Source organism: Massilia sp. TWP1-3-3, from assembly GCF_049897805.1.
Lineage (GTDB): Bacteria > Pseudomonadota > Gammaproteobacteria > Burkholderiales > Burkholderiaceae_D > Telluria_A.
Window position 1 is genome coordinate 108,039 of record NZ_JAFCWX010000011.1, and the last position, 18,086, is coordinate 126,124.

An 18,086-nucleotide genomic window follows, 5' to 3' on the forward strand; every position below is an offset into this window, starting at 1 on the left:
TTGCTTTTTCGCCCTACGAAAATAGATTCCCGTAGGGCGGAAAAGCGCCAGCGCATTGCGCCATGAGCCGCCTGCGGCTTACGCCATCTCGATGGCCATGGCGGTTGCTTCACCACCCCCGATGCACAGCGACGCCACGCCCTTCTTGCCGCCGGTTTTTTTCAAGGCACCCAGCAAGGTGACGATGATGCGCGCGCCGGAAGCGCCGATCGGATGGCCCAGCGCGCACGCGCCGCCATGAATATTGACCTTGCTGTGCGGGATATCCAGGTCATGCATGGCCGCCATCGGCACCACGGCAAAGGCTTCGTTGATCTCGAACAGGTCAACGTCCGACGCTTTCCAGCCGGTCTTGGCAAACAGCTTTTTCATCGCATCGACCGGCGCGGTCGTGAACAGATTGGGCGCCTGCGCAAACGTGGCGTGGCCGACGATCTTGGCGATTACTTCCAGGCCCAATTCCTTGGCCTTCGATTCACGCATCAGCACCAGCGCCGCGGCGCCGTCGTTGATCGACGACGACGAGGCAGCGGTAATGGTGCCATCCTTGGCGAACGCCGCGCGCAGCGTCGGGATCTTGTCCAGCTTGGCCTTGAGCGGGCCTTCGTCGGCTTCCACGACGGTGTCGCCGCCGCGGCTGCTCACCGTCACCGGCGCCATTTCCCACTTGAAGCTGCCGTCCTTGGCGGCGGCCTGGGCGCGCTGCACCGACGCGATCGCGAACGCATCTTGCGCTTCGCGCGTGAACGCATACTTGGCCGCGCACTCTTCGCCAAAGGTGCCCATCGAGCGGCCTTCGCCGGTCTTTTCGTTGCGCGAATAGGCGTCTTCCAGGCCGTCGTACATCATGTGGTCGAACATCATGCCGTGCCCGATGCGCTGGCCACCGCGGGCCTTGGGCAGCAGGTAGGGCGCGTTGGTCATCGACTCCATGCCGCCGGCGACGATGATGTCGGCGCTGCCGGCGACGATGGCATCATGGGCGAAGATGGTGGCTTGCATCGCGGCGCCGCACATTTTGGACAGCGTCACAGCGCCGGCCGACAGTGGCAGGCCGGCCTTGATCGCGGCCTGGCGCGCGGGCGCCTGGCCCTGGCCTGCCATCAGGCAGTTGCCCATGTAGACGTGTTCGACCAGCTTGGGGTCGAGCTTGGCGCGCTCGACCGCGGCGGCAATCGCGACCGCGCCCAGCTCATTGGCGGACTTGGATGAAAAATCGCCTTGAAAGGCGCCCATTGGCGTGCGGGCTGCGCCGACGATAACGACTGGATCATTCATTGTTCAGGTTCTCCAAATAGGTTGGCAGATTGACTGCCGGGGTGACGGTGGTTGTCGTGTGACTTGTCGTGTGACTTGTCGTGTGACTAAAGCGGATGTGCTGCGGATACGGGAACACGTCGTCGACGTGGCCGTCCACGATGCGCTGCTTGCGCGCCTGCCAGAAGTCGCGCGTCAGCAAGTCGGCATGGTGCAGCATGAAGTACTTGCGGATCTTGGCGTTGCCCAGCAAAAAGCGGCCGAACTGTTCGGGGAAAACATCGTGCTTGCCGATCGTGTACCACGGCTCGGCCGACATTTCTTCTTCCTCGGTGCGCGCTTCGGGAATGTCGCGGAAAATGCAGTCGGTGATGTATTCGATCTCGTCGTAGTCGTAGAAGACCACGCGGCCATGGCGGGTGACGCCGAAGTTTTTGTACAACATATCGCCGGGGAAAATGTTCGCGGCGACCAATTCCTTGATGGCATTGCCGTACTCGAGGATGCCGTGTTCGATCAACGCTTCCTTGCCATCTTTTTCCGCGTTTGCCAGGAACATGTTCAGCGGTACCATGCGCCGTTCGATGTACAGGTGGCGGATGATGATGCGGTCTTCCTCGTACTCGACCAGCGATGGCGCGTGGTGCATCAGTTCGGCAATCAATTCCTCGGAAAAGCGCTCGAGCGGAAAGGCGACGTTGGAATACTCGAGCGTGTCGGCCATGCGGCCCACGCGGTCGTGGTTCTTGACCAGCAAGTATTTTTCCTTGATCTGGGCGCGCGTGGTTTCCTTGGGCGCCGGGAAAAAATCCTTGATGACCTTGAACACGTACGGGAACGATGGCAGCGCGAACACCAGCATCACCAGGCCGCGAATGCCGGGTGCGATTTCAAAGCGGTCGGAAGTGTGCTTGAGGTGCTGCAGGTAATCGCGGTAAAACAGCGTCTTGCCCTGCTTTTGCAGGCCGAGCACGGTGTAGATTTCGCTGCGCGGCTTGCGCGGCAGTAGCGTGCGCAAAAATTGCACATAGGCCGAGGGCACTTCCATGTCCACCAGGAAGTAAGCGCGCGTAAACGAAAACAGGATGGTGATTTGTTCGTGGTCGAACAGCACCGTATCGAGCACCAACTGGCCGTGGCGGTTGTGCAGGATCGGCACCACGAACGGGTATTCCCGGTTGCCGTTGATGCCCTTGCCGACGATGTAAGCGCCCTTGTTGCGGAAAAACAGGCTGGACAGTACCTGGATCTGGTGGTTGGGCTCGATGGTTTCGTTGCCGAAGAGCGCTTTCAGGCGTGCTTCCACCTGGCCGATGTCGCGGTCGAGGTTGGCAAACGGGCAGTTCAGCTGGAAATTGGTGACGATCCGTTTCAACGCGAAGCGCAGGCCATCCTTGGACGGGTAATACACGCGGTAGGTCGGCAGCAACTCCTCGGTTTCAATGTATTCGGTGGAGACGACCGGACGCACGAAGATGAAATCGTTGTGGAAATAAGTGCGGTGCAAGATGTTGCAGCAGACTGAATTGAAGAAGGTTTCGGCTAGTTCGGGCTGCTTGTGGTCGGAGAGCATGCCGATATAGTGCAGCTTGAGTTCGCGCCAGACTTCGTCGGTCAGCTCGCCATTGTCGTATTCGTCTTCGAGCACTTGCACGCATTCCTGTACGCGCTGGTCGTAAAAGCCGATGCGCTCGCGCGCGGCCTGTTGCGCGACCACCCAGGAACCGGTTTCAAAGTGGCGCTTTGCGGTCTGGCTGGTCTGGCGGAACAGGCGGTAGTGCTTGTCGAAACCGTCGAGGATGGTGCGGGCAATATCGAACGCTATCTGGGAAGACAGCAGTTTGGGGAACGCAACTTGTGTCATCGGGCTTCTCGATAGGGACGGCTAGGGAACGGCTATTCTATAAGATGGGCTGATGCAACGGGTGGTTGAGGTCGTCGTCGGCGCTATGGCGGATTGCATCCGCCCTACGAAAGTCTTCCGTGGGGCGGATGCAATCGGCCAATGCGTCACCTTACTTGGTCTCTGAAAACAACTCGCGGCCAATCAACATGCGCCGAATCTCACTCGTGCCCGCGCCGATTTCGTAGAGCTTCGCGTCACGCCACAGGCGTCCCACAGGATACTCATTGATATAGCCATTGCCGCCCAGCGCCTGAATCGCTTCGCCCGCCATCCAGGTTGCCTTTTCGGCGCTGTACAAAATGGCGCCGGCGGCATCCTTGCGCAGGTTGCGGATCGCTTCCGGCGTCTTGGCCCGGTCGCACGCCTGGCCGACCGCGTAGACATACGCCTTGCACGCCATCATGGTGGAATACATGTCCGCCAGCTTTCCCTGCATCAGCTGGAATTCGCCGATCGGCTGGCCGAACTGCTTGCGGTCGTGAATATACGGGACCACGGCATCCATGCACGCGGACATGATGCCCAGCGGACCGCCCGACAGCACGGTGCGCTCGAAATCCAGGCCCGACATCAGCACATTGACACCCTTGCCCAGTCCGCCGAGTACGTTTTCGGCGGGCACTTCGCAATCCTGGAATACCAGTTCGCCCGTGTGCGAGCCGCGCATGCCCAGCTTGTCGAGCTTTTGCGCGATCGAAAAGCCCTTGAAACCCTTTTCGATGAGGAATGCCGTCATGCCCTTGGGGCCGGCTTCGAGGTCGCTCTTGGCGTACACCACCAGCACGTCCGCGTCCGGGCCGTTGGTGATCCACATCTTGGTGCCGTTTAGCACCCAGCGGTCACCCTTGAAGTCGGCGCGCAATTTCATGCTCACGACATCGGAACCGGCGTTCGGCTCGGACATGGCGAGCGCGCCAATGTACTCGCCGGAAATGAGCTTGGGCAAGTACTTCTGCTTCTGTTCTTCGGTGCCGTTGCGCTTGATCTGGTTCACGCACAGGTTCGAGTGGGCGCCGTACGACAGGCCGACCGACGCGGACGCGCGCGAAATTTCTTCCATGGCAATGATGTGCGCCAAGTAGCCCATCTGGGCGCCGCCGTACTGTTCGTCGACCGTGATGCCGAGCACGCCCAGGTCGCCCATCTTGCGCCACAAGTCCATCGGGAACTGGTCGCTGCGGTCGATTTCGGCTGCGCGCGGCGCGATTTCGGCGGCGGCGAACTGTTGCACGGTTTCGCGCAGTGCGGCGATGTCTTCGCCGTGGTCAAAGGTCAGGCCTGGAAGATGCAGCATTGTCGTCCTCGATGGGGTTCGGAAAAGGAAAAGTTAATCATACCGATGTTTGACGTTTACGTAAACGTAAAGCAGGCCTACGCCGTTTCGCCGTTCTTGGCCGACTCGGCCAGCATGCGCTTGCATTCATCCTCATGGGCGACGATCTCGGCCAACGCCATCTCGATATCGATCCGCTGCTGCTCGAGCGTGGCGCGCTGAGCCGCGAGCACACCGAGAAAACGGTTCATCTGCGCAACCGTATCTTTGGGAGACTCATACATGTCGACGATACTCTTGATCTCCGACAAAGTCAGCCCGAGGCGCTTGCCGCGCAGCGTCAGCTTCAGATGGGTGCGGTCGCGCGGGGTGTAGACCCGGTTGCGCCCGCCCACGCCTTCGCGCTTGGGGCAGAGCAAGCCCTGGTCTTCGTAAAAACGGATGGCGCGCGCGGTGATGTCGAATTCGCGTGACAGTTCGGCAATGGTGTAAGTACGCATGGGCAGCGGGATAGGAGCGGTTGGGGGCTGGAAAGCAAATCGCTTAGAATTGGCGCTTCGCTTCCCGTCGGGGTTCTTGTTTAGGTTCCGTTAACGTCAACGTCAAGCACATTGTAGCGCGCCCGCCGCCAGTCCGACCGAAAGATCGACCATGAACCATCTTGAATCCCAGCTCGCCTATCCCTTTGGCGACACCGTGCCGGATATCGGCGCCGTCCTCCCCATCGCACCAGGGTTGCACTGGCTGCGCATGCCGCTGCCGTTTGCGCTCGACCATATCAACCTGTGGCTGATCGCCGACGGCCACAGCGCTGCAGCGCCCTGGTGCGCTGTGGATTGCGGGGTGGCGACTGACGCCACGCGCGATGCGTGGGAGCAAGTGCTTACTATCAAAGTCGGTGGCGCAGGCTTGTCGCGCGTGATCGCCACCCATTGCCATCCGGATCACGTGGGACTGTCGGACTGGCTGTGCAAAAAATTCAACGTCCCATTCCTGGCCACTGCCGCCGAGTATGCCTTTGCCCGCATGATGTCAGCCGCCTTGCCCGGCGTGGACGGAACCGCCGCCATCCCCCACTTCGAGCGCCACGGCCTGGTGGACACGGTGCTGCGCGACCAGATGGCCGAGCGGCGCAATTACTATCCGTCCCTGGTGCCTGCCGTTCCGCTGGCCTACACGCGCTTGCAAGATGGCGACCAGCTCGCCATTGGCGATCATTCCTGGCGCGTGATCACCGGCTTTGGCCACTCGCCCGAGCACGCGGCGCTGTATTGCGCTGCCTTGAACGTGCTCATTTCAGGGGACATGGTACTGCCGCGTATTTCCACCAACGTCTCGGTATTCGCCATCGAGCCTGAAGGCAATCCCTTGCAGCAATATCTCGATTCGCTGGGCAAATTCAAGAATTTGCCGGCCGACACGCTGGTATTGCCGTCGCATGGGCGACCGTTCCAGGGCTTGCATACACGCATTGCGCAATTGCGCGAGCACCATGGTGCGCGCCTGGCTGAAGTCATGCAGGCTTGCCGCACGCCGCAGAGCGCCGTCGACATCGTGCCGCTGATGTTCCGCCGCCCGCTGGACGCACACACGCTGACCTTTGCGCTGGGCGAGGCGCTGGCGCACCTGCACAAGCTCTGGTTCGATGGTTTGTTGCGCCGCGTAATCGGGGACGATGGGATCATCCGATTCCATCTGACCTAAGACAAACTGTGGATTTGTGCGTGGCGCTCCGTTTTCAGATTCTCTCTACACTGAGCCCTTGGCTTTCCACGGGCGAGCCAGCGCCTGAAAACCAGGCATATATATTTGCTGAGCAACGAGTACCGAACTCCATAAGGTGTTCCGCGTCCACTTTTTTTCGCCACATTGTGACATTCGTTCCGCGTTTTTTCACAATTGGCGCTAACCTTCAAGAGACTGACTTTCATGACGTTGCGTGAAATAGTGCCACCCATGAATTCATTTAACGAACGTGAGAGTTTCAGCGAACGCTTGCAGCAAGCGCTGAAGAACGCCCATTACTCACCTGACAGTCCAACCCGCCTGGCGCGGGAATTTAACATTCGCTTCGATGGACGTCCCATCACAGTACATGCAGCCCGCAAATGGCTGGTAGGAGAGGCTATTCCCACGCAGGAGAAACTGCGCATGATCGCCCAATGGCTCGGCGTACCCGCCGAGTGGCTGCGCTTTGGCGGCGCAGAAAGTGCCGCGCCCGGCAGCGACGCGGGCAGCGCCTTGTCACGGTTTGAGTCCGCCGATGTTAAATTAATTGCCGATTTGCAGCGATTAGATGAACATCATCGTCAAATTGCACGTGAATTTATTCGGATGCTTGTACGAATAAACTACCAAAAGTAGTGGTCTTGTTGCGCTACCATCACCGGTCGCAAGACCGTCTCACGCTCCCGGGGCATCAAGTTTTTGCTATTTCAGCTACAATTTTGTGTAGATACAGTGTCGCGTACGTGAAGATGAGCATTTGCTTAATCAGAATCAACGTACGCGCAGAAATGTGAAGCACAATGCAAGGCGGTCAAAATTGTTCTGCCGGGCAATTTTGTATATTCCGCAGCACAAAACGGCGATAGTGGCTCATAATCAAAGCAGCAATAGCACATTGGCAATTTGTTACGCAACGAAGAGCGAGGATCTAGCCGTCTTATGAAAAGCAACTACAGCAACACCGCGCAACTCAAAGACCTGATGACCGTTCCGCCCATGACGGCTGCCCAGCACGCCGAAGTCATGCGCAAACGAATTGCGCACCGCAGGATGGTGGAAGAAGCGAAAGAATTAAAGAAGGCTGAATCCTGGCAGTTCGACAAGCAGTGACCTTGCACAGGCTGACCAGCAACGCCGGCGCCAGGCCTGCGCCGTCAGTGTCAGCCTGATTCAGGCAAGCGGATCGGGTTTCATGCCGGCCCAGCGCGGCGCCAGCGCATGCTCGACGCCAAACAGATCGATCACCCGGCCCACGGTGTGGTCCACCATTTCTTCGATGCTCGCCGGCTTGTGATAGAAGCTTGGCAGCGGCGGAAACACAATCCCACCCATTTCGGTCACCAGCGTCATATTGCGCAGGTGCGCCAGGTTGAACGGCGTTTCGCGCACCATCAGCACCAGGCGACGGCGCTCCTTGAGCACCACGTCGGCCGCGCGCGCGATCAAGTTGTCGGACATGCCCAGGGCCACCGAAGCCAGGGTTTTCATCGAGCAGGGGGCGATGACCATGCCATCGGACTGGAAGGAACCGCTGGCGATGGCAGCGCCGATGTCGCGGTTCTTGTGGACCACGTGGGCCATGGCCTCGACGTCGCGCCGCTGCAGGCCGGTTTCCTGGTGCAGCGTGAGGACTGCGGCGTCGGAGACCACCAGATGGGTCTCGATGCCCGGCGTGCTTGATAGTTGCTGCAGCAGGCGCACGCCATACACGGCGCCGGTAGCGCCGGTGATGGCAACGACCAGCCGCCGCAGTTTTACATCAGGCATCGATCAAGGCTTTGAGTTCGCCCGAGGCGAACATTTCGTTCATGATGTCCGAGCCGCCGATGAATTCACCCTTGACGTAGAGCTGGGGGATGGTTGGCCAGTTCGAGAAATCCTTGATTCCCTGGCGTACTTCCGGGTCTTCCAGCACGTTGACGGTGGCGATGTTCTCGACGCCGCATTCTTTCAGGATCTGGATGGCGCGGCCGGAAAAGCCGCATTGGGGGAATTGGGCGGTGCCCTTCATGAAGAGCACCACCGGGGTGCTGGTCACGGTTTCTTGGATCCAGGTTTTTACGTCGCTCATGGCTTGCCTCTGTTGGGAAATGGGGGTACGGCGTCATTTTATAAGAAAACGGGGTGGAGGGCGTAAATGGCGGCGGTGGCGGCGCAGGGTGGAAGGTGGGCTGCGCGCTTTTCCAGCTTACGAAGCTGTCATTATCGAAAAAAACCTCGGGCAACGACATCATCGCGAACGCGGATGTCGCAAAAGAGTTGGCTACCTACGGTCCGGTTTCATCGATCCCCGTGTGCGCCTTGACAATATACCGCAAGGCAGTCTGCCCGGCTCACGCAAGCTGCTTGCCAAAGCAAACCGCCTCGGCGCGCCCCACATACTTGCCGTAGTTGGGAATCTCGGCGTAACCGTGGCCCACGTAAAACGCCACTGCCCGCGCATTGACCCGCCGCGTCTCCAGCCACAGCTCCCGGTACCCGAAGCCTTGCGCCTCGCGTTCCAGGTGCGCCAGCAGTGCCGCGCCAACGGCGCGCGTGCCAGGCCTGGCATACATGCGCTTGATTTCGCCCACCTCGCCCACCTCGCCCTCGAGTGGACGCAGCGCGCCGCAGCCCAACAAGGCGCCATCGTCCCCCTTGACGACCACGAACAGCGAGCGCGCCGCGCGCGCATCATCCACCGAAAACGAAGCTTGTCCGCTCGATCCGGTAAGCGCTGCCAGCGCCGCCGACAGTTCCGCGACCAGTACCTGCGCCTCGGCGCTGCCGGGGTCGCACGCCTGGACGATCATCAGCCGCGCAGCTTGGCGAACGCCGCCGCCATCGAGCCGCCCGCCGGTGCCGGCGCCTTGTCCTGCTTTTGCTGGTGCTGCGCCAGACTCTTGCGGTCGTTGCGGTCGCCGCGCTGCTCGACCTTGGCGCCCGGCTGCGGCGCGCTGTCGGTCAGGCGCATGGTCAGCGCGATGCGCTTGCGCCTCTCGTCCACTTCCAGCACCTTCACGCGCACCACCTGGCCAGCCTTGACCACGGTATGCGGGTCCTTCACGAAGGTGTTCGACAGCGCCGAAATATGCACCAGGCCATCCTGGTGCACGCCGATGTCGACAAACGCCCCGAACGCGGCCACGTTGGTCACCACGCCCTCGAGGATCATGTCGGGACGCAGGTCGCGGATCTCTTCCACGCCTTCCTTGAAGGTGGCGGTGGTGAACTCCGGACGCGGGTCGCGCCCCGGCTTTTCCAGCTCCTTCAAGATGTCGGTAATGGTCGGCACGCCGAATTTTTCATCGGCGTAGCGCGCCGGATTCAAGGTCTTGAGCAGGCCAGCGTCGCCAATCACCGCCTTCATCTCCTTCTTGATATCGGCCAGGATCTTTTCGACCAGCGGATACGATTCCGGGTGCACCGCCGAGGCGTCGAGCGGATTGTCGCCGCCCATCACGCGCAGAAATCCGGCCGCCTGCTCGAACGTCTTCTCGCCCAGGCGCGGCACGGCTTTGAGCGCCGCGCGCGAGACAAACGCGCCTTTCAGGTCGCGGTAGGTGACGATCGCCTGCGCCACGCTCGACGACAGGCCCGAGACGCGCGCCAGCAGCGGCGCCGACGCGGTATTCACATCCACCCCCACCGCATTGACGCAATCTTCCACCACCGCGTCGAGCGAGCGCGCGAGCTGGCTCTGGCTCACGTCGTGCTGGTACTGGCCCACGCCGATCGACTTGGGATCGATTTTTACCAGTTCGGCCAGCGGGTCTTGCAGGCGGCGCGCGATCGACACCGCGCCGCGCAGCGAGACATCCATGTCGGGCAGTTCGCGCGAGGCAAATTCAGAGGCCGAATACACCGACGCTCCCGCTTCGGACACCACGATCTTGGTCATCTTCAGCTCGGCGCGCTGCTTGATCAGGTCTTGCGCCAGCTTGTCCGTTTCGCGCGAGGCGGTGCCGTTGCCGATCGAGATGAGCGACACATTGTGCTTGGCCGCCAGCGCGCCGAGCACGTGCAGCGAGCCATCCCAGTCGTTGCGCGGCTGGTGCGGGTAGATGACGGCAGTGTCCATGACCTTGCCGGTGGCGTCGACCACGGCCACCTTCACGCCCGTGCGCAAGCCGGGGTCCAGGCCCATGGTGGCGCGCTGGCCGGCCGGCGCGGCCAGCAGCAGCGCCTTGAGGTTGAGGGCAAACACATTGATGGCGTCCAGTTCGGCGCGCTCGCGCAAGGCGCCCATCAGCTCCGTTTCGAGGTGCATGAAGCTTTTTACGCGCCAGGTCCAGCGCGCCGTGTCTTGCAGCCACTTGTCGGCCGGGCGGCCCTGGCCCTTGATGCCAAAGCGCGCGGCGATGCGCCCTTCGCACGGATTGTGCGGCGCGTCCCACTTCGGTTTTTCCGCTTCCGTGTCCAGGCGCAGCGTGACGTCGAGCATGCCTTCGCGGCGTCCGCGCAGCAGCGCCAGCGCGCGGTGCGACGGCACGGTGGAAATCGTTTCCGAATAATCGAAGTAGTCGGCGAATTTTTCGCCTTCGTCCTGCTTGCCTTCGACCACCTTGGATTCGACGATGCCGTGTTCCTGCACGTATTCGCGCAGCGACTGCAGCAGCGTTGCGTCTTCGGCGAAGCGCTCCATCAGGATCTGGCGCGCGCCGTCCAGCGCCGCCTTGGTGTCGGCCACGCCCGGGTTGTTGCCGTCGTCGGTAGTAAACGCATCGCGCAGATAATTGGCCGCCTGTTCTTCAGGCACCAGCATCGGGTCGCCCAGCAAGCCCTCGGCCAGCGGCATCAAGCCTGCTTCGATCGCGATCTGGGCCTTGGTGCGGCGTTTTTGCTTGTACGGCAGGTACAGGTCTTCGAGGCGGGTCTTGTCTTGGGCATGGGTGACGGCGTCAAGCAGCGCCGGCGTCATCTTGTTCTGTTCGGTGATCGAGGCGATGATCGCGGCGCGCCGGTCTTCCAGTTCGCGCAGGTAGCGCAGGCGCTCTTCGAGCAGGCGCAGCTGGATGTCGTCCAGGCCGCCTGTCGCTTCCTTGCGGTAACGTGCAATAAACGGGACGGTGGCGCCCTCGTCGAGCAGGGCGATGGCGGCGGCAACTTGCACCGGTTTGGCGGCAAGTTCAATGGCGAGGCGTTGTTCAATGGTAGGGAGCATGGGACATCCTGGTGAGTCAAAAACAAAAGGCAAAACGCAAAACGCAAGAGCGGAATCATACGCAATCGCGGCGAATGCGCCAGTCTTGACAGTGCCGGCGTCGTGTGCAAGACCAGCGCGCAGTGTGACAGGACAATTGTTTCCGGTGAGTACCGACTGTAGCGGGGCTATCCTCGCGCGATTTACCCTGCACTATATATTTCCGTATTGATACAAATCAAGGCTGATAACCGGGCTCAGCGTGCGGAAGAGAACAGAACACAAAATGTCCTCGGGCTGATAATATCGAGTGTTATCGTTTTCGATACTGCCCATACAGAACCAATGCACACGATGGATTTAACGCGCGATGGCGCCCGTGTAGGAACCCCCGCGACGCCTGCTGCGCCGCACGCCCCCTCTACGTCGGCCCTGCCGGCGCCAATTGCCAGTTGGCTGCAACGGGTCGAGGCGGCCGCGCACCCCCAGCCCAAGCTGGACCTTGAACTCAAGGATCCCAAGATTGCGCAGTACAAATTTGTCTATGTGCTGGCCCCCACCAGTGGCGGGCGGCATGTGGCCCTGTGCCTGTGCAAGGCCCGGCTCAAGCCGAACGGCGAAGTGGCGGCGGCCAGCCCCGTCAGCGAAGTATTCTCACTGCTGTCGGCCCCGCCCGCTTACCTGGAAGGCGACGATGAAGACCTGGTGCGTTTTTTCATTGCCATGCGCAGCGGCGCCTCCTCGCAAGGCGGCAGCGCCACCGAACCCAAGGGTAAAGTCGGCGCTATTCTTTTGGAAATGTTGCTAAAACAAGACAAACTGCTGTGGGCAAACTCTTGGCAGGATATGTCCGGCGGGCTGATTTACCCGCTCAAGCACGGCCCGGTGCGCGAAGCAAACCTGGTCTGGCGCGACGAAGGCCGTACCGCCCGCCTGGGCTGGCAGGTCGCGCCGCCCAGCGGGGCCACGCACAGCGCGGCCGACCAGATCGACTACATGCTGCCGACCGATCCGCCGTGGTACATCGACAACCTGTCGTGCGGCGCCTTGGCGCTCAACCGCGGCGGGGTCGATATTTCGCTGGCCGACCTGCAGGCGCTGGTCGCCCAGGCGCCCCCCCTGACCGGCAACGATAAAAAACGCGTGTCGCAACTGCTGCTCGCCCATGGCCTGCAGCAACTGATGCCGCTGCCGCAACCGCTGACCCAGCGCCTGCGCGACGACGTCAAGCCGCGCGCCCACTTGCTGCTCGACAGCGTGCACCTGGCCGACGGCCCGCTGCAGCGCTGGCACGATTACGCCGTCATTTCCTTCGATTACGATGGCGAGCGCGTCTCCTTCGATCCGGCCCAGCGCGTGGTGCGCCAGGTGGGCGACGTCACCGAAGTCATTGCGCGCGACAGCACGGCCGAGGCGCAGGCACTGCAGGCGCTGACCTTGCTTGGTTTTCGCAAGCCGCTGACGCCGCCCTTGAACGGGCTGGCCGGGGCGCTGCAGCTAGAAAGCCAGGCCCACTGGATCCGCTTTGCCAAAGGCGAACTGGATGGCCTGGGCGAGGCCGGCTGGCACCTGCACAAGTCGGCCAAATACCGCTATGACGTGGTGGCGGTCGAGGATTGGTATGCCGAGATCGACGAACCGGTCGACGCCGGCAATGCCTGGTTCGAGCTGGAACTGGGCATCGTGGTCGCGCAAAAACGCGTGCCGCTGCTGCCGGTGCTGGTACAGCTGATCCGCAGCGCCCCGCTGGACTTCAACCCGGAAGTGCTGGCCGCCCACCCCGATACCGACCAGATGCTGGCGACCTTGCCCGACGGCGTGCGCGTGGCGCTGCCATGGGGCCGCCTGAAACCCATCCTCAATACGCTTGGCGAACTGTATTTCAGCGACAAGATCAAGAACAAGGTCCGCCTGTCGACGCTGGACGCGGCCCGCCTTGAAGAGCTGGCGCGCGGCACTGAGCTGCGCTGGTTCGGCGGCGAACAGTTGCGCGAAACGGGCCGCAAGCTCAGCCTGTTCGGCTCGGTCCAGAAGGTGGCGCCGCCGCTTGGGCTGCAAGCGACCCTGCGCGACTACCAGGCCGATGGCTTGGCGTGGATGCAATTTTTGCGCGAGTACGACCTGGCCGGCATCCTGGCCGATGACATGGGCCTGGGAAAAACCGTCCAGACGCTGGCCCACATCCTGCTGGAAAAAGAAGCAGGGCGCCTGACCCGTCCGGCATTGGTGATCGCCCCCACCAGCCTGATGGCCAACTGGCAAGACGAAGCGGCCCGCTTCACGCCGGACCTGCGCGTGCTCCTGCTGCAAGGCAAGGAGCGGCTGGAACAGTTCGACAAGATCGACGAGTGCGACATCATCTTGACGACCTATGCGCTGTTGCCGCGCGACGAGGAAAAGCTGCGCGAGCACGAATATCACCTCGTGATCCTCGACGAATCCCATTACATCAAGAATAATCGCTCGAAAGCGGCGCAAAGTGCCGGCCTGTTAAAGTCGCGCCATCGCCTGTGCCTGACCGGCACCCCGCTCGAGAACCATCTGGGCGAGCTGTGGTCGCAATTCCACTTTTTGCTGCCGGGCTTGCTGGGCGACGAGAAGACCTTCAACAGCCAGTTCCGCCACCCCATCGAACGCCAGGACGACCCGCTGCGGCGTGGCATGCTGAACCGGCGTATCCGGCCGTTCCTGCTGCGCCGTACCAAAGACAATGTGGCCAAGGAATTGCCACCCAAGACCGAGATGGTGCGCAAGGTCGAGCTGTCGGGCGCCCAGCGCGACCTGTACGAGACGGTGCGCCTGGCGATGGACAAGAAAGTGCGCGACGAGATCGACAAAAAAGGCGTTGCGCGCAGCCAGATCGTCATCCTCGAGGCGCTGCTCAAGCTGCGCCAGGTGTGCTGCGACCCGCGCCTGGTGAAAGCCTTGCCGGCCAAAAAGAAGGACAGTGGCTCGGCCAAGCTGATCGACCTGATGCAAATGGTGGATGATTTGCTCGAAGAAGGCCGCAAGATCCTCGTGTTCTCGCAATTTACCAGCATGCTGGCGCTGATCCAGGAAGAACTGGACGCGCGCCGCATCCCGTTTGCCTTGCTCACCGGCGACACCAAGGACCGCGCCGCGCAAGTGGCCGCCTTCCAGCAGGGTGCCGTGCCGATTTTCCTGATCAGCCTGAAAGCGGGCGGCGTGGGCTTGAACCTGACCGCCGCCGACACCGTCATCCACTACGATCCATGGTGGAACCCGGCCGCGGAAAACCAGGCCACCGACCGCGCCTGGCGCATCGGCCAGGACAAGCCCGTCTTCGTCTACAAGCTGATCGCCAAGGGGACGCTGGAAGAAAAGATTCAGTTGCTGCAACAGAAGAAGTCTGATCTGGCGCAGTCGATCCTGGCCGACGGCGAGGCGCACAAGATGGCGCTGACGCAAGAAGATTTGCAGGCGATCTTTGCGCCCCTGGAAGAGTAATTGTAACAATGTAAACATAATGTCAACATTGAGGGTATACTAGTAAGCAATTTTTGCGAACGGTATGAAAGGCCTGCCCAATGAATCGTAGCGCCGGCCTCACGGGCCAGCAAAGCCTGGCGCGCAGCAATAAGGATGAGCAATTCCGCGCCATCGCCGAATTGCACGGCGACATTGCCTGGACGGTTGATTGCGCGTCAGGCTTGCTCACTTATGTCAGTCCGGCCGCGATCGCCCTGTCCGGTTATGGGCTGGAGCAATTTCACAGCCACGTCGAAGTAGACTGGATCGGCGGCCCCCTGGCCGATCTGGGCGCCGGGCTGGCCGAACGCCTGCGCCGCTTTGCCGCCGGCGACTTGTCGCGCAAGCGGCTGGTGCGCAGTTTTGAGCAAGCGCTCGCCGACGGGCGCGTCATTCCTCTGGAAGTAACTTCCAGTATTGTTGTCGATGCCGCCGGCGAAGCCGTGGCCGTGGTGGGAACGGCGCGCGACGTGAGTGAACTGCGCCATGAACTGCGCGAAAAAGCGGCCGAGCAGCGGCGTTTTACCAGCATGCTGAACCACGAATTTCGCACGCCCCTGTCCACCATCGACGGTGCGATCCAGCGGCTGGAAGTGACCGGGGCGAACGCCGACGAGCCAACGCGGCTGCGTTATCGCAAGATTCAGGCGGCCGTCGATCGCTTGATCGGCTTGCTGGACGAACACTTGTCGCCGGAACGCATGGACGAGGCCAGCGCCACTCGTCCGGCCGAATCCGTCTCGCCCGCACTGCTGCTCGAAGAAGCGGCGCAGATGGTGCGCGCCGCAGGACGCCAGGCAATTTTACAAATCGGCGACTTGCCGGCCCAGTTGCGCTGCCAGCCCGGCGGCTTGCGCGTGGCCATGAAGGTCATGGTCGACAATGCCCTGCAATACGGGCCTGCCGGGCTGCCGATCACCGTGTCCGGGCAGCGCGCCGAAGGCGGCGTTGAACTGCTGGTGCGCGATGGCGGCGCCGGTATTCCCGCTGCCGATCTGCCGCGCATCTTCGACAAACGCTACCGGGGCAGCAAAGCTACGGGTTTCGGGTCGGGATTAGGCCTGTATATGGCCCGTTCCGTGGTCGAAGTATGCGGTGGGCATATTTCCGCAAGAAATGTTGCGCCGAGCGGCGCTGAATTTCGCATTTGGCTCCCGGCACGGGCTATCCCGGGGAAAAGTGTTGCGCAGAAAGTGATCAACAGTGATAATTCCGATGAATAAAGTACAAAGGTTGGCGCCGGGATTTTCTCGAAAATCACCTCGGGGTTCACGAAATGAAAAAAAATTGGCCAACCCATGACGCAAATCCTGATTGTTGAAGACAACGGCGACTACGCCGGAGATATGGCGGAGTTTCTCACTGAACTTCACCATGATGTATCGATTGCCACTACCGCCGGCGAAATGTGGGCCGCGCTGACCAAAACGCCCGCTGCCGTGGTCGTGCTGGACCTGGGCTTGCCGGACGAGGATGGCTTCAACGTCATCCCCCGCATGCGCCAGCTGTATCCCGAAATCGGGCTGCTGGTGCTGACCGGGCGGGTTGCGTTCGATAACCGTATCCTGGGTTTGCGCCTGGGCGCCGACCATTACCTGACCAAGCCGATCAAGTTCCCGGAGCTGGCCGCCCACATCGAGGCGCTCGACCGCCGCGTGCGGCCGCCTGAGCCGAGCACGCCGCAACCATCCAAGTGGACGCTGAAAATCAGCGCGCGCCAACTGCAACTGATGGATTCGGTGATTGATCTGACGGAAAAAGAGTGCAACTTCCTGCATCTGCTCACCATCAACACCCGGCCAGTGCCGCGCCAGGTGATCGTGGCCGGCATGGGTGGGGAAGATCCGGATGCCAGCCGCCGGGTTGACATGCTGGTCTACAGGCTGCGCAAGAAGGCGCGCAGTGGACTGGGCCAGGATTTGCCGCTGCGCAGCGCGTACGGCGAGGGCTATAGCCTGTCTGCAGGGTTCACATTGGCGTAAGCAGGGACAGGTTCAGCCCGGATCTGACGCTTCAGGGAATTAATTAGGGACAGGACATGAAGGGTTGGTTAGAATCCTTCTTCTCTGACCCTTTTTATTTCGCCATGGCCCGCCTGCCCCGCCTTGTTTTGCCAAACCATCCCCATCACATCATTCAGTCGGCAAATGACGGCCAGCTGATTTTTCGCGAGGCCGAGGATTTCCAGCGCTTCCTCCGATGGCTGCGCGAGAGCGCAAAGGAATTCAAGGTAGCCATCCACGCTTATGTGCTGATGCCGGACCACCTGCACCTGCTGGCCTCGCCGGGAACGGTGGAAGGCCTTGCGCAGATGATGCAGCGGCTTGGTCGGTACTACGTTCCTTGGTACAACTCCAAATATGGCCGCAGCGGTGGGCTGTTCAAAGGCAGGTTCAAAACCTCGCTGATCGATTCGGAGAAGTATTTTATGGTGTGCAGCAGGTATATCGAGTCCAATCCGCTGCGCTCGCAGGTGGTATCGGATCCACTCGAGTATCAGTGGTCGAGCTATCCCCATCACGCGGGAGTGCAGCCGGATCCGGTGATTACTGATCATGCGCTGTATTGGGCGCTGGGGAATACGCCTTTCCAGAGGGAAGCGGCGTATCGGGAGTTGAGCCGGCCTCTGCTCAGTGAAAAGGAAATGGCCATTGTGGATGCCGCTGTCCTGAAGGGATGGCCCTTGGGGTCGGATGCCTTCAAGACAGAATTGCAACAGCGTGCCAAGCGCCAGGTGTTGCCGGCGAAGCGCGGCAGGCCGTTCAAAGTCAAACCGGCCGCGCCGTAATACGCAGCCGGGGAATGAAAGAATAATCTTGCCGTTTAGGTAATCTTGTAAGGCACTGTGCGCTCCGGACGTCGCCCTCGCGTCCCTCACACGCGGCTAATATGACGACTCAGCAAGCTTCCCCTTCCTACTGCATGAAAATTAACGCCGTGATGGCAGCCATTTGGGGAGCGTTGCTAGCCTTTGTGCTGGGCAATGGCTGGTTCACGTCGATTGATCTGGAGCGGCCTTTGCACGTACTGATACTGGGCAGTTCGTTGGCTATTGTTGCTGTGGCGATTCCCGCTTTGCGGGATGCGGAACTACGCAATCCGGCATCGATAGCTTATCTCGTTGTCGGCATCCTGCTCCTGGGCGCCACAGCCGCGCTAATCGCTTTGAGCCTCTTTACGATACTGCTGTCGGGCTGGAACATGAACAGCCATCGCTGACAGGCGGCCCCGGTTGTTGGTATTTTCCGTTCTTCTTTTCCTCAATTCATCAGAAAAGCGCAGGAGCTCGCGAATTTCGTCCTCGGTCGCGC

Annotated in this window: 16 protein-coding genes; 8 read left to right on the forward strand and 8 right to left on the reverse strand. The window is 61.1% G+C overall.

Features of this window, described 5'->3' with window-relative positions:
- Positions 1-78: 78 nt before the first annotated feature.
- The 4 genes from ACP7D4_RS13425 to ACP7D4_RS13440 all read right to left on the reverse strand — a co-directional run bounded on the left by ACP7D4_RS13425 (position 79) and on the right by ACP7D4_RS13440 (position 4,936).
- Positions 79-1,278, reverse strand: a complete 1,200-nt coding sequence (locus tag ACP7D4_RS13425) for an acetyl-CoA C-acyltransferase (RefSeq protein ID WP_426103731.1) — start codon at positions 1,276-1,278, stop codon at positions 79-81.
- Positions 1,271-3,121 carry a bifunctional isocitrate dehydrogenase kinase/phosphatase gene (gene aceK / locus ACP7D4_RS13430; protein WP_426209542.1) on the reverse strand — a complete coding sequence of 617 codons (1,851 nt, stop codon included), beginning with the start codon at positions 3,119-3,121 and terminating at the stop codon, positions 1,271-1,273. The genes ACP7D4_RS13425 and aceK overlap by 8 nt, the downstream gene beginning before the upstream one ends.
- Before the next feature lie 151 nt (positions 3,122-3,272).
- Entirely contained in the window at positions 3,273-4,457 is a 1,185-nt protein-coding gene (locus tag ACP7D4_RS13435) for an isovaleryl-CoA dehydrogenase (RefSeq protein WP_426103729.1), read from the reverse strand.
- A gap of 77 nt (positions 4,458-4,534) precedes the next feature.
- Entirely contained in the window at positions 4,535-4,936 is a 402-nt protein-coding gene (locus ACP7D4_RS13440; protein ID WP_426103728.1) for a MerR family transcriptional regulator, read from the reverse strand.
- Between the two features lie 151 nt (positions 4,937-5,087).
- Here ACP7D4_RS13440 and ACP7D4_RS13445 point away from each other — a divergent pair, with 151 nt between their 5' ends.
- The 3 genes from ACP7D4_RS13445 to ACP7D4_RS13455 all read left to right on the forward strand — a co-directional run bounded on the left by ACP7D4_RS13445 (position 5,088) and on the right by ACP7D4_RS13455 (position 7,274).
- Positions 5,088-6,140 (forward strand): MBL fold metallo-hydrolase, encoded by a 1,053-nt coding sequence (locus ACP7D4_RS13445; RefSeq protein ID WP_426209543.1) that lies wholly within the window; start codon positions 5,088-5,090, stop codon positions 6,138-6,140.
- Between the two features lie 252 nt (positions 6,141-6,392).
- Entirely contained in the window at positions 6,393-6,800 is a 408-nt protein-coding gene (locus ACP7D4_RS13450; RefSeq protein ID WP_426209544.1) for a hypothetical protein, read from the forward strand.
- A 303-nt stretch (positions 6,801-7,103) separates the two neighbouring features.
- Positions 7,104-7,274, forward strand: coding sequence for a hypothetical protein (locus ACP7D4_RS13455; RefSeq protein ID WP_426103725.1), 171 nt, complete (start codon positions 7,104-7,106; stop codon positions 7,272-7,274).
- Positions 7,275-7,334: 60 nt separating this feature from the next.
- Here ACP7D4_RS13455 and ACP7D4_RS13460 read toward each other — a convergent pair whose 3' ends face one another.
- The 4 genes from ACP7D4_RS13460 to ACP7D4_RS13475 all read right to left on the reverse strand — a co-directional run bounded on the left by ACP7D4_RS13460 (position 7,335) and on the right by ACP7D4_RS13475 (position 11,307).
- On the reverse strand, positions 7,335-7,931 hold the full coding sequence (locus ACP7D4_RS13460; protein ID WP_426103724.1) for a UbiX family flavin prenyltransferase: 597 nt from the start codon (positions 7,929-7,931) through the stop codon (positions 7,335-7,337).
- The gene (gene grxD / locus ACP7D4_RS13465; RefSeq protein ID WP_426103723.1) at positions 7,924-8,235 is read right to left on the reverse strand and encodes a Grx4 family monothiol glutaredoxin; all 312 of its coding nucleotides are present in this window, start codon (positions 8,233-8,235) and stop codon (positions 7,924-7,926) included. Before grxD ends, ACP7D4_RS13460 begins: the two co-directional genes overlap by 8 nt.
- Before the next feature lie 262 nt (positions 8,236-8,497).
- A complete protein-coding gene (locus tag ACP7D4_RS13470; RefSeq protein WP_426209545.1) occupies positions 8,498-8,956 on the reverse strand; it encodes a GNAT family N-acetyltransferase in 459 nt (152 codons plus the stop codon).
- A complete protein-coding gene (locus ACP7D4_RS13475) occupies positions 8,956-11,307 on the reverse strand; it encodes a Tex family protein (protein ID WP_426209547.1) in 2,352 nt (783 codons plus the stop codon). The genes ACP7D4_RS13470 and ACP7D4_RS13475 overlap by 1 nt, the downstream gene beginning before the upstream one ends.
- A 333-nt stretch (positions 11,308-11,640) precedes the next feature.
- Between ACP7D4_RS13475 and ACP7D4_RS13480 the strand changes: the two genes are divergently transcribed.
- The 5 genes from ACP7D4_RS13480 (at position 11,641) to ACP7D4_RS13500 (ending at position 17,994) form a co-directional block, all read left to right on the forward strand.
- Positions 11,641-14,754 carry a DEAD/DEAH box helicase gene (locus ACP7D4_RS13480; RefSeq protein ID WP_426209549.1) on the forward strand — a complete coding sequence of 1,038 codons (3,114 nt, stop codon included), beginning with the start codon at positions 11,641-11,643 and terminating at the stop codon, positions 14,752-14,754.
- A gap of 80 nt (positions 14,755-14,834) precedes the next feature.
- A complete protein-coding gene (locus tag ACP7D4_RS13485) occupies positions 14,835-15,998 on the forward strand; it encodes an ATP-binding protein (RefSeq protein WP_426103719.1) in 1,164 nt (387 codons plus the stop codon).
- A gap of 75 nt (positions 15,999-16,073) precedes the next feature.
- Entirely contained in the window at positions 16,074-16,757 is a 684-nt protein-coding gene (locus tag ACP7D4_RS13490) for a response regulator transcription factor (protein ID WP_426103718.1), read from the forward strand.
- A 104-nt stretch (positions 16,758-16,861) separates the two neighbouring features.
- Positions 16,862-17,563, forward strand: coding sequence for a transposase (locus ACP7D4_RS13495; protein ID WP_426209611.1), 702 nt, complete (start codon positions 16,862-16,864; stop codon positions 17,561-17,563).
- 101 nt (positions 17,564-17,664) lie between these two features.
- Positions 17,665-17,994, forward strand: coding sequence for a hypothetical protein (locus ACP7D4_RS13500; RefSeq protein WP_426103717.1), 330 nt, complete (start codon positions 17,665-17,667; stop codon positions 17,992-17,994).
- Positions 17,995-18,086: the final 92 nt, after the last annotated feature.